The sequence below is a fragment of the Pseudoalteromonas carrageenovora IAM 12662 genome, assembly GCF_900239935.1.
Classification (GTDB): Bacteria; Pseudomonadota; Gammaproteobacteria; order Enterobacterales; family Alteromonadaceae; genus Pseudoalteromonas; species Pseudoalteromonas carrageenovora.
The window spans coordinates 2857048-2869019 of record NZ_LT965928.1 but is presented as its reverse complement, the minus strand read 5'-3'; the positions used below and the strand labels follow the sequence as shown (position 1 = coordinate 2869019).

At 43.6% G+C, this 11972-nt stretch carries 6 protein-coding genes and 3 rRNA genes (1 of these 9 running past the window's edge); 6 read left to right on the top strand and 3 right to left on the bottom strand.

Annotation, left to right across the window (positions count from 1 at the left end; translation table 11 throughout):
* The 4 genes from ALFOR1_RS12990 to glsB all read left to right on the top strand — a co-directional run.
* Positions 1–2108: ribosomal RNA gene (locus ALFOR1_RS12990) — 23S ribosomal RNA — on the top strand (it extends 782 nt beyond the left edge of the window).
* Positions 2109–2310: 202 nt separating this feature from the next.
* Positions 2311–2425 (top strand): 5S ribosomal RNA (gene rrf / locus ALFOR1_RS12985).
* Between the two features lie 59 nt (positions 2426–2484).
* A 5S ribosomal RNA gene (gene rrf / locus ALFOR1_RS12980) occupies positions 2485–2599 on the top strand.
* A gap of 373 nt (positions 2600–2972) precedes the next feature.
* Entirely contained in the window at positions 2973–3896 is a 924-nt protein-coding gene (gene glsB / locus ALFOR1_RS12975; protein WP_058548714.1) for a glutaminase B, read from the top strand.
* Positions 3897–3929: 33 nt separating this feature from the next.
* Here glsB and ALFOR1_RS12970 read toward each other — a convergent pair whose 3' ends face one another.
* Positions 3930–5234 carry an inosine/guanosine kinase gene (locus tag ALFOR1_RS12970; protein ID WP_058548713.1) on the bottom strand — a complete coding sequence of 435 codons (1305 nt, stop codon included), beginning with the start codon at positions 5232–5234 and terminating at the stop codon, positions 3930–3932.
* Positions 5235–5412: 178 nt separating this feature from the next.
* On the opposite strand from ALFOR1_RS12970, the gene tadA reads away from it, so the two are divergent.
* Complete coding sequence (gene tadA / locus ALFOR1_RS12965) at positions 5413–5934, top strand: tRNA adenosine(34) deaminase TadA (protein WP_058548712.1); 522 nt, start codon at positions 5413–5415, stop codon at positions 5932–5934.
* On the opposite strand, the gene ALFOR1_RS12960 is transcribed toward tadA, so the two are convergent.
* Together ALFOR1_RS12960 and mltF are read right to left on the bottom strand one after the other, a co-directional pair.
* A complete protein-coding gene (locus tag ALFOR1_RS12960; protein ID WP_165491322.1) occupies positions 5931–6098 on the bottom strand; it encodes a hypothetical protein in 168 nt (55 codons plus the stop codon). The genes tadA and ALFOR1_RS12960 overlap by 4 nt on opposite strands.
* A 166-nt stretch (positions 6099–6264) precedes the next feature.
* A complete protein-coding gene (gene mltF / locus ALFOR1_RS12955) occupies positions 6265–7746 on the bottom strand; it encodes a membrane-bound lytic murein transglycosylase MltF (RefSeq protein WP_104643205.1) in 1482 nt (493 codons plus the stop codon).
* A 211-nt stretch (positions 7747–7957) separates the two neighbouring features.
* On the opposite strand from mltF, the gene purL reads away from it, so the two are divergent.
* The gene (gene purL / locus ALFOR1_RS12950) at positions 7958–11848 is read left to right on the top strand and encodes a phosphoribosylformylglycinamidine synthase (protein WP_104643204.1); all 3891 of its coding nucleotides are present in this window, start codon (positions 7958–7960) and stop codon (positions 11846–11848) included.
* The last annotated feature ends 124 nt before the right edge of the window (positions 11849–11972 follow it).

The following is an 11972-nucleotide window of genomic DNA, read 5'->3' as shown; positions in this document are numbered from 1 at the left end:
GGGAGATAGCTGGTTCTCCCCGAAATCTATTTAGGTAGAGCCTCGGACGAATACTTACGGGGGTAGAGCACTGTTAAGGCTAGGGGGTCATCCCGACTTACCAACCCTTTGCAAACTCCGAATACCGTAAAGTAATATCCGGGAGACACACGGCGGGTGCTAACGTCCGTCGTGAAGAGGGAAACAACCCAGACCGCCAGCTAAGGTCCCAAAGTCATAGTTAAGTGGGAAACGATGTGGAAAGGCCCAGACAGCCAGGAGGTTGGCTTAGAAGCAGCCATCCTTTAAAGAAAGCGTAATAGCTCACTGGTCGAGTCGGTCTGCGCGGAAGATGTAACGGGGCTAAACTATGCACCGAAGCTGCGGATTCAACGTTTACGTTGAGTGGTAGGGGAGCGTTCTGTAAGCCGTTGAAGGTGTGCCGGGAGGCATGCTGGAGGTATCAGAAGTGCGAATGCTGACATGAGTAACGATAATGCGGGTGAAAAACCCGCACGCCGGAAGACCAAGGGTTCCTATCCCATGTTAATCAGGGTAGGGTAAGTCGACCCCTAAGGCGAGGCCGAAAGGCGTAGTCGATGGGAAACGGATTAATATTTCCGTACTTGGTATAATTGCGATGGGGGGACGGAGAAGGCTAAGCAAGCATGGCGATGGTTGTCCATGTGAAAGTGAGTAGGGCGTTTGTTTAGGTAAATCCGGACGAACATTAAACCTGAGACACGAGACGAGTCACCAAGGTGATGAAGTTGTTGATGCCATACTTCCAGGAAAAGCCTCTAAGCTTCAGATTATACCGAATCGTACCCCAAACCGACACAGGTGGTCAGGTAGAGAATACTAAGGCGCTTGAGAGAACTCGGGTGAAGGAACTAGGCAAAATCGTACCGTAACTTCGGGAGAAGGTACGCTCCTATCTGTGATGAGACTTGCTCTCTAAGCGGACGGGAGCCGCAGTGACCAGGTGGCTGGGACTGTTTATTAAAAACACAGCACTGTGCAAAATCGCAAGATGACGTATACGGTGTGACACCTGCCCGGTGCCGGAAGGTTAATTGATGGGGTTATCCTTAGGGAGAAGCTCTTGATCGAAGCCCCGGTAAACGGCGGCCGTAACTATAACGGTCCTAAGGTAGCGAAATTCCTTGTCGGGTAAGTTCCGACCTGCACGAATGGTGTAACCATGGCCACGCTGTCTCCACCCGAGACTCAGTGAAATTGAAATCGCAGTGAAGATGCTGTGTACCCGCGGCTAGACGGAAAGACCCCGTGAACCTTTACTACAGCTTGGCACTGAACATTGAACCTACATGTGTAGGATAGGTGGGAGACTTTGAAGATGAGACGCTAGTTTTGTTGGAGTCGTCCTTGAAATACCACCCTTGTAGTTTTGATGTTCTAACGTTGGCCCCTGAATCGGGGTTACGGACAGTGCCTGGTGGGTAGTTTGACTGGGGCGGTCTCCTCCCAAAGAGTAACGGAGGAGCACGAAGGTTGGCTAAGTACGGTCGGACATCGTACGGTTAGTGTAATGGTAGAAGCCAGCTTAACTGCGAGACAGACACGTCGAGCAGGTACGAAAGTAGGTCATAGTGATCCGGTGGTTCTGAATGGAAGGGCCATCGCTCAACGGATAAAAGGTACTCCGGGGATAACAGGCTGATACCGCCCAAGAGTTCATATCGACGGCGGTGTTTGGCACCTCGATGTCGGCTCATCACATCCTGGGGCTGAAGTCGGTCCCAAGGGTATGGCTGTTCGCCATTTAAAGTGGTACGCGAGCTGGGTTTAGAACGTCGTGAGACAGTTCGGTCCCTATCTGCCGTGGGCGTTTGAGAATTGAGAGGGGTTGCTCCTAGTACGAGAGGACCGGAGTGAACGAACCGCTGGTGTTCGGGTTGTCATGCCAATGGCATTGCCCGGTAGCTACGTTCGGAACTGATAAGCGCTGAAAGCATCTAAGCGCGAAGCAGGCCTCGAGATGATTTCTCACTAGACTTTTAAAGTCTCTGAAGGGCCGTTGAAGACTACAACGTTGATAGGCAAGATGTGGAAGTGGTGTGAGCCATTAAGCTAACTTGTACTAATTACCCGTGAGGCTTAACCATACAACGCCAAACGCGTTTTGTGACAGTAAAGCGACAGAAGTTAATGACTAAAGTAGATATTACTTAGAAAATTAAAAAATATTATCAGATATTTTCCAAATTTATGAGGTGACTCTTAGCGCGTAGCGTTAAAGTAGAGGCACCTTGCGCAAAGGAAATAGTAGCACTACGTGCTTATCATTAATCCTTTGCACCAAATTTGCTTGGTGACAATAGCGTTTTGGACCCACCTGACTCCATGCCGAACTCAGTAGTGAAACGAAACAGCGCCGATGATAGTGTAGCATTTGCTATGTGAAAGTAGGACATTACCAGGCTTCAAATTCAGTCGAAGGACTTTAAACTTAATAAAAATAAGAAAATTGAAAAGAATTTTCTTGGTGACAATAGCGTTTTGGACCCACCTGACTCCATGCCGAACTCAGTAGTGAAACGAAACAGCGCCGATGATAGTGTAGCATTTGCTATGTGAAAGTAGGACATTACCAGGATTTAATTAAGAGAAACCCGTTACAGAGATGTGACGGGTTTTTTGTTATCTGGGTTTAGTAAATAGCCAATATCCCATGCAGAATTCAGTAGTGGCCGCTCCTGCACGCCGCGGCATTTGTATTCCTATACATCAAACGAATAGCTCTAAGACGAGCCCGACCAATAATAGTGTAGTATCTCACTGTGACTCTCGAGCGCTGTGGGCACTAAGACATTACCAGAAATTAATTAAGAGAAACCCGTTACAGTGATTTAACGGTTTTTTGCTTTTAATTTAAAAAATCTCACCTTTGAATTCATCAACAAAACTAGGTGCGCCTCTTGCCGCGTGCTAAAATCCAATTTTTACCAATGACGATATAGAGGTATAGATTGCCGACTGCTGATTACCAAAAGGTGCTTGATGAGATAGCACATGAAGTACGTCCTTTGTTATCACAAGGGAAAGTAGCTGATTATATACCTGCGCTTGCTGAGGTTGATCCTGAGCAGTTTTCTATCGCCATTTACACCACTAATGGTGAAACTATATGTGCAGGGGATTGCTCTAAACGTTTTACTATTCAATCGGTTTCTAAAGTAATGACTCTTACTATGGCTTTGCAGCGCTATGGTGACGAGCTTTGGCATAGAGTGGGTAAAGAGCCTTCTGGTACTGCATTTAACTCTTTAACTCAGCTAGAGTTTGAAAAAGGGATCCCACGAAACCCATTTATTAATGCTGGTGCAATTGTTACCTGTGATGCGTTATACAGTCGTTTATCTGCCCCGCGTCACTCAATGCTTGAAACGTTTAGGTTACTCTCAGGCAATAGCACTATTGTTATTGATAAAAAAGTAGCTAACTCTGAATATGAATTTAGACACAGAAATGCTGCCATGGCGCATTTAATGAAGTCATTTGGCAATTTCGAAAATGACGTTGATGATGTGCTTTGGTCGTACTTTAATTTTTGCTCAATTGAGCTTAACTGTGTTGAGCTTGCTAAGGCGTATAACTTTTTGGCTAATAAAGGGATTGATTTTAGCTCTGGTAAACGTGTGCTATCAAGTCGCCAAAACAAACAGCTTAACTCACTCTTATTTACAAGTGGATTGTATGATGCGGCCGGTGATTTTGGTTATAGGGTTGGTATGCCAGGTAAATCAGGGGTGTCAGGAACCATATTAGCGGTATTACCAGGTAAGTTTACAGTGGCTGTGTATTCCCCGGGGCTTAATAGTTTTGGTAATTCAGTGGCAGGGATAGCAGCACTAGAGCTGCTATCTAAAAAGCTCGATATTTCAATTTTTTAAAATACCAATAGGGAGCTAATTTAGCTCCCTACGTTATTGCTCCCAATACACTTGTTCAAGACAGTCTTCGCGCTCTGGTAAACCACGGGATAAACGTGGAGAGTGCTGAACTAATACTTCGTAGCTTGCACGGTTTGCATATTTACTAATTTGCGCAAGAGATGAGTAAGTAATGGCTTGTTGCTGATGCTTAGCTGAGTTTGCTACGTTTAATTTATGGTAAACGTTAGCTGATAAATCATGTAATACTGCGGCTAAAGCGCAATCGCCAGCACCGTTTGTATTTTTGATTGAATCAGGACCACCCATAAATGGTGCCGTGTGGCTATAAGCTCTAATTGGTGTTTTACAGTCTTCTTTTCGCATAGCGCGAGAAAACTCATAACGGTTAAAGTCTGGAATAGCTCCTGGTAACAACGGGTACTCAGTTTCACGCTTGAGTTCGTCATCAACATAGCCTGCCATAAATAAACCTTTTTCACCTGCAGTACAAATAACTAAATCTACCCAGTCGAGAGCTTTATCTGCAGCAAGAAGAGGGTCTTCAAAACCTGTAATTGCTAGGCCTTCTTCTTCGTTCATTGCAAGTATATCTACGTGCTCATTAACAAAGTTAGCCCACCAAGTAGGATCTTGCTCAATAAGGAACTTGGTACCAAGAGTCAGTACTACCGGTACGCCAGCATCGTTGGCATACTTAACTGCCTGCATGGTCGCTTCGGTCATTGTCTCATTACCTTGAGTACGCATTAAGTAAGCGCTTATAACCAAAGCTGATGATTGTTCAATTAGCTCTTTGTCAATTGACTCAGGGCGTAAGTGATTCATTAACCCTGCGCTAATAGCAAAAGTACGCTCGCCAGTTTCATCAATAAGTGTGAAACAGCGACCTATTGGCCCATCAACAGGTTGAAGGTAATCTAAATCTACTCGGCTTGAGGTATTACACAAAAAGCGATAGGCGTAGCTACCTATTTTTATGTTTTCACTCATTACACCAAGTAAAACAGAGCGGTCGTCTGCAAGTACCGAGTAATTGTGCATAGTGTTACCTATTGTTCCACCTGCAAACTCGTAATCAACCATGTCGTTTAATTTTAAACGGTCGTATAAGGCGTTTGTAATATCGCTATCAATAACTTGCGACATACCTCTGCGCAATTGAAACTCGTCTAGGAAAGCTTGATCAACTTTTGCCTCTATATCAACAACGATTTGGTCGATACCCGTAATATAGCTACGTTGTAATCGCTCTGTTGCGTTAAGTTGATTGGTAAGTGGATCTTTGGCTTCCACTGGAAAATAATGTTTATGCCTGCGGCGTCCAGGAAATTTCATTTGCTACCCGTGTTGTGAGCTAAATAAAAAAAGCGTGAGATTATAGCGTAAATCACTAGCTATGAGCCATGACAAACCACACTATTTTGTTTTATTTTTGCAATAAACCAATCTCAAAGGCACTTTATTAGCCTAAGTTGGTATAATTAGAGCATAAAAAGTTAATTAAGTTGATTGAATGAACGAGCCAATTGATGATTCCTACTGGATGGAATTAGCCTTAGAGTATGCACTTAAAGCACAAGCACTTAATGAAATCCCTGTTGGGGCTGTTGTTGTAAAAGATAATAAGCTTATAGCAGCCGGGTATAATCGCTCAATTACTGATAACGATCCTTCTGCTCATGCCGAAATGATAGCCGTGAGAGAGGCGGGCAAAGTACTTAATAATTACCGTTTAATCGACTGTACTTTATATGTAACGCTTGAACCGTGTTCTATGTGTGCTGGTTTATTAGTGCATAGCAGAATTAATCGCTTAGTATTTGGTGCCTCAGATGCAAAAACGGGTTCGGCAGGATCAATTATGAATTTACTGCAAGAGCCTAGGTTAAATCATCAGGTGGAAGTATGTGGTGGGGTATTAGCTCAACAATGTGGTAATACTATTTCTGAGTTTTTTAAAAATCGTCGAGCGCAAATTAAAGCAGCCAAAAAAGCTGCTCGTGATGCTCAAATAAATAAGCCTTGCTCAAGCTAACTTGCAAGTGGCTCTGATATTGGAGCTTCCATTTGCTGCATTGCAAACATGCGGCGGCGCCAGATTATTTTTTTATGTAAACCACGTAACATAATACGACGGCGAGTAGCGGTTGAATATATTACATTTCTTTTTAGTTTTTGCGTGCGTCTACGTTTTAGCATGTGTTCTCCTAATGCGTGAGAGTGAGAAAGGCACAAGGTATATCTGTATAAAAGTGCAGATATACTATTAACACACATTAGTGATCATTTGATGACAAGTAAACAGCTTTTTAATTTTCTTAGTTTTTGTTTTTAAAGTAATTCGATTATTTATAGAAATTTGGTCTTACTGATTACTTTCCTCTTCTTTTACTTTGCTTTGAAGCGCTGCGGGTTCAGTTTTAGCTGGTTCAGTAGGCGCGGGTTCGTTTTGTACTGGCTCTGGCTCAGGCGCAGTTTCAGGTTCTGGCTCTGGAGCAATAGCATTGTTTTCATCAAGCCAAACGAGTGCGTCGTAATATCTGCGAATATTATCAACATATTTTACAGCCACATCTCCACGTGCATAGCCGTAACGTGTTTTACGGTAGTAACGCTTTTTAATTAGCAGCGGTAAGCGTTTTTTAACATCGGCCCACTTATCTGGACTTGCCCCTTGCTGCTCAGTGATAATACGTGCATCGTTAACATGTCCCCAACCTACATTATATGCCGCCAATGCTAGCCACGTGCGATCTGGTTGCGGAATACGATCAGGAATGCGCTTAATGAGTTTACTTAAGTACTTAGCGCCACCGCGTATGTTTTGCTCAGGTTCTAATCTATTGGTAACACCTACTTGCTTGGCTGTGCTGCGCGTTAGCATCATAATACCACGCACCCCGGTTGGCGATTTTGCTCGTGGGTTCCACATAGACTCTTGATAACTCAATGCTGCAAGCAAGCGCCAGTCGAGAGTACCGGCATATTGCTCAAACCAAGGTCTGTAAGTAGGGAGTGTCTCTTTTATTGCTTCAATATAGGCAAGCGTATTAACGTAGTTAAATTGGCGCACATGGCCAAAATACTTCTCTTCGAGCACGTAAAGCTGGTTACTTTGTTTAACATCTCCAAAAAATGGCACCAATAACGCGTATAAAGAGTCATCTGTTGATTTGTTAAGTATCCACGCAATTGGATCGTTATGTGATACAGAGAAGCCAATACTTAAATTAGGGTGGTAGCGCCTGAATGGCGATAATGTATGGGAATCAGCTAGCGTGTAATCTATTTCACCATCTATAACGGCCTGAAGTAGTTCCTCTTCATCAAATTCTTCGCTTTCGGTCCAGGAGAGTGATGGATTGTTTTTCTTAATTTTTTGTAGGGTAAGCGAATGGCTACTTTTAGCTATTACAGTAAAGTTACCATCTAAATCATCAAATTCTCGCGGACGAACGCGCCCTTGCTTATAAACAAGTTTTTGGCTAATTGTTCTGTAGGTAGGGCCATATCTATATTGCTGCGCGCGCGCTTTATTGTATGTAAGGCCTGAGGCAATTAAATCTAAGTCGCCACTTTCAAGGCGAGCAAACATGTCTGATAAATTAAAAAAGGGGACTATTTCAAGTTCAACACCTAGGTAATCGGCAAAAGCTTGAGAAAGCTCGTATTCAAAGCCTTGCTCGCCTTGAACTGCTTGATAATAATTACTGGCACTAGCCAGCGTACCCACGCGTATTTTATTTTGCTCTTTAATTTGAGCAAGTTGGGTTGACTGTTCTTGCATATCACATGCACATAACAGCATAACTAAAGTAATGATTATTATTAGTTTTTCTTTGAACATTCAGTGCCCCTTATACGCGCTAGCACCCGTTATAGCAAAACTTAGCCATTTCGTCACTTTCCCTTTTATTTTATTAGCTAAAGCGGACTATAAATAAAGCTAAAAAGTTAATTTTATGAAAAGCGCAATTTGGAGTTAAATCTGGATGCTACTTAGACTATAATGTCGCCCTAAAATATCGTTCAATCCCTAACCCCGGATGAAATTATCTATGTTGATCCTTCGTGGTGCACCAGCACTGTCAGAGTTCAGAGTTAATAAAATTTTAGCGCGTTGCAAACAATCGCAACTTCCAGTCACCAACGTATATGCCGAGTATGCTCATTTTGCCGATTTAACATCGCCTTTGAGTGTTGATGAGCAAACCAAGCTTGAAAAGCTATTAACTTATGGTCCTACTATTGCCGAGCATACCCCAGCTGGCACATTAGTACTTGTTACACCTCGCCCTGGTACCATTTCGCCTTGGGCATCTAAAGCAACCGATATAGCGCATAACTGTGGCCTTAAACAGGTCCACCGTGTAGAGCGCGGTATTGCTTATTATATAGAAGGTGAGCTAAGTGCAGAGCAACTTGCGCAAGTAACGGCGTTATTACACGACCGTATGACTGAAGCAACTCATATTGAGCTTGAAGCTGCAGCACAGTTGTTCCGTAATGATTCTCCACGTGAAATGTCATCAGTTGATATTTTAGGTGGTGGTCGCGAAGCGTTAGCTGCCGCAAATGTTGAGCAAGGTTTTGCTCTTGCCGATGACGAAATTGACTACCTAGTAGAAAACTTTAAAAAGCTAGGTCGTAATCCTAACGACATAGAATTATTTATGTTTGCCCAAGCAAACTCAGAACATTGTCGTCATAAAATATTTAATGCTGATTGGACAATTGATGGCATTGAACAGCCAAAATCACTGTTTAAAATGATCAAAAATACTTTTGAGCACAACCCTGAAAATGTATTGTCGGCGTATAAAGATAACGCGGCAGTAATGAAAGGCTCAAAAGCGGGTCGCTTCTTCCCGAATGCGCAAGGTGAATATGCGTATCATCAAGAAGACATTGAAATATTAATGAAGGTAGAGACTCACAATCATCCAACGGCAATTGCACCATTTTCGGGGGCGGCTACCGGTTCAGGTGGTGAAATTCGTGACGAAGGTGCAACAGGGCGTGGTTCTAAGCCAAAAGCAGGTTTAGTTGGCTTTACGGTTTCTAACTTACGTATACCAGGTTACGAGCAACCGTGGGAAAGCGGCTTTGGTAAGCCTGGGCGTATCGTTAACGCACTTGATATTATGATGGATGGACCTCTAGGCGGTGCTGCATTTAATAATGAGTTTGGTCGTCCTAATTTATTAGGTTACTTCCGCACGTACGAAGAAAAAGTAACAAGCCACAATGGGGAAGAGGTACGTGGTTACCACAAACCAATTATGCTTGCCGGTGGTTTAGGTAATATTCGTGCTGATCATGTTCAAAAAGGCGAGATTCCAGTAGGCGCAAAACTAATTGCACTAGGCGGCCCTGCTATGAACATTGGTTTAGGCGGTGGTGCTGCATCAAGTATGGCATCGGGTCAATCAAACGAAGACTTAGACTTTGCCTCTGTACAGCGTGAAAACCCTGAAATGGAACGTCGTTGTCAAGAAGTCATCGACAAATGTTGGCAGTTAGGTGACGAAAACCCAATTGCATTTATTCATGATGTAGGCGCTGGTGGTTTATCAAATGCGTTTCCTGAACTGGTAAACGATGGTGGCCGTGGTGGTAAATTCCAACTACGCGATATCCCTAACGATGAGCCAGGCATGGCACCTCATGAAATTTGGTGTAATGAATCGCAAGAGCGCTATGTACTTGCTGTAGGTATTGAAGACTTTGACCGTTTTGAAGCAATTTGTAAGCGTGAACGTGCACAGTATGCAGTGATTGGTGAAGCAACCGCTGAACCTCATTTAACTGTAGCCGATAGCCACTTTGATAATAACCCTGTTGATTTACCGCTAGATGTATTGTTAGGTAAAGCGCCTAAAATGCACCGCGATGTAACATCTCAGCAAGTAACTGGTACAGCCATAGATGCAAGCGCTATTGATGTAGCTGATGCTGCGCAGCGTTTGTTACGCTTACCTACAATTGCAGAAAAAACATTCTTAATTACTATTGGTGACCGCTCGGTTACCGGTTTAGTAGCACGTGATCAAATGGTTGGCCCTTGGCAAGTACCTGTTGCTAACTGTGCGGTTACTGCGGCAACGTACGATACTTATCACGGTGAAGCTATGTCACTCGGGGAACGTACTCCGGCGGCATTATTAAATTATGGAGCTTCGGCTCGTTTAGCGGTGGCAGAGTCGTTAACTAATATTGCCTGTGCAAATATTGGTAGCCTTGAAAACATTAAGCTATCTGCTAACTGGATGGCTGCAGCGGGTCACCCCGGCGAAGACGCGGGCCTTTACGAAGCCGTAAAAGCGGTAGGCGAAGAGCTTTGCCCAGCACTTGGTTTAACTATACCTGTAGGTAAAGATTCTATGTCGATGAAAACGACATGGAAAAACGATGACGATAGTGTTGAGCAATCAGTAACGTCGCCGTTATCGCTTATTATTACTGCCTTTGGTCGTGTTGACGATGTACGTAAAACAGTAACTCCACAGTTACGCACTGATAAAGGCGACACTTCGCTTATTTTAGTTGATTTAGGTGCTGGTAAAAACCGTATGGGCGCATCGAGCCTTGCACAGGTTTATAAGCAGCTTGGTGATGTTACACCTGATGTAGACAGCCCTGAGTTACTTAAAGGCTTTTACAATGCTATGCAAGCACTTGTAGCAGATAGCAAACTACTTGCTTATCATGACCGTTCAGACGGTGGTTTATTTACTACCGTAACTGAAATGGCATTTGCAGGGCACACAGGTGTAACCGTTGATTTAGCGGGCTTAACAGGCTCAGACTTAGAAGCACTTTATAACGAAGAGCTTGGTGCAGTAATTCAAGTGGCTAACAGCGAATTAGATGCCGTAAATGCTGTATTTGAGCAATATGGTGTTGCTGCAATTAGCCACGTGATTGGCTCGCTTAATAGCGACGATAGCATTGTATTTAACCGCGGCGAGCAAACGGTACTTAATCACACTCGTACTGAATTGCGTACTATTTGGGCCGAAACAACGTACCAAATGCAAGCACGTCGTGATAACCCTGATTGTGCTAAGCAAGAGTTTGATGCCAAGTTTGATGCAAAAGATCCAGGCTTAAACGTAAAACTTAACTTTGACTTAAACGAAGATATAGCTGCGCCATACATTGCAACGGGCGCTAAACCACAAATGGCTATTTTACGTGAGCAAGGCGTTAACTCGCATCTAGAAATGGCTGCTGCGTTTAACCGTGCTGGTTTTGCCGCTGTTGATGTGCACATGAGCGATATACTCGAAGGGCGTTTAACCCTTGAGCAATTTAAAGGCTTAGTGGCATGTGGTGGTTTCTCTTATGGTGACGTATTAGGCGCCGGTGAAGGCTGGGCTAAGTCTATATTGTTTAACGATATGGCACGCGATCAGTTCCAAAACTTCTTCCACCGTGAAAACACCTTTAGCTTAGGTGTGTGTAATGGTTGTCAAATGTTATCAACATTGAAAGAGTTAATTCCGGGTACTGAGCATTGGCCACGTTTTGTAACAAATAAGTCTGAGCGTTTTGAAGCACGCTTTAGCTTAGTTGAAATACAAGAAAATCCATCTGTGTTCTTTAATGGAATGGCGGGATCGCGTATGCCAATTGCTGTATCTCATGGTGAAGGTCATGCAGAATTTGCAAACGATGCCGCCACTAAAGCAGCGCTTGAAAGCGGCACTGTTGCGGTTAAATTTGTAGATAACTACGGTAATCCGACAACGCAATATCCGGCTAACCCGAATGGTTCACCAGAGGGTATTACCGGTATTACCTCTACTGATGGCCGCGCCACTGTAATGATGCCGCACCCTGAGCGTGTGTTCCGCGCTGTTGCTAACTCGTGGCACCCAGATGATTGGAAAGAGGATAGCCCGTGGATGCGTATGTTCCGCAACGCACGTAAAAATGTAGGTTAAAAACGACATATACAAGTTAGATTCATAATCTAGCTGTAAAATAAAAAAGGCTGCACTGCGCAGCCTTTTTTGATTGCGTAGATTTAAAATTACGATAGTTTGTAAAGTATAAATAAAAGCTTAT